Annotated in this window: 1 protein-coding gene; it reads left to right on the top strand. The window is 63.3% G+C overall.

The window, feature by feature from the left end:
• A partial coding sequence (locus ACPYOI_RS36615; RefSeq protein ID WP_481424250.1) for a substrate-binding domain-containing protein occupies positions 1-251 on the top strand: 251 nt, incomplete at both ends.

Genomic DNA, 251 nt, shown 5'->3' with positions numbered 1-251 from the left:
CGCCACGCTGGCACAGGCCGGGCTTGAGGCTGTCGCGGTGGCGCACGGCGACTGGAGTGCGGCAAGCGGCTATGAGAAAGGACATTTGCTGTTATCTGCCGCGCAACTCCCGGATGCGATAGTGGTCGCGAACGACCAAATGGCGCTGGGGGTGATGTGTGCCTGTGCGGAAAAAGGGACCGTGATCCCGGGCCAGATGTCGGTTGTCGGGTTCGACGATACGGCAGACAGCGCCTGGTTTTCTCCCCCAC

Source organism: Rhizobium sp. SVR5-2C (genome assembly GCF_056755115.1).
Note: the sequence above shows the minus strand (reverse complement) of the source record. Positions and strands in the feature narration are given on the sequence as shown.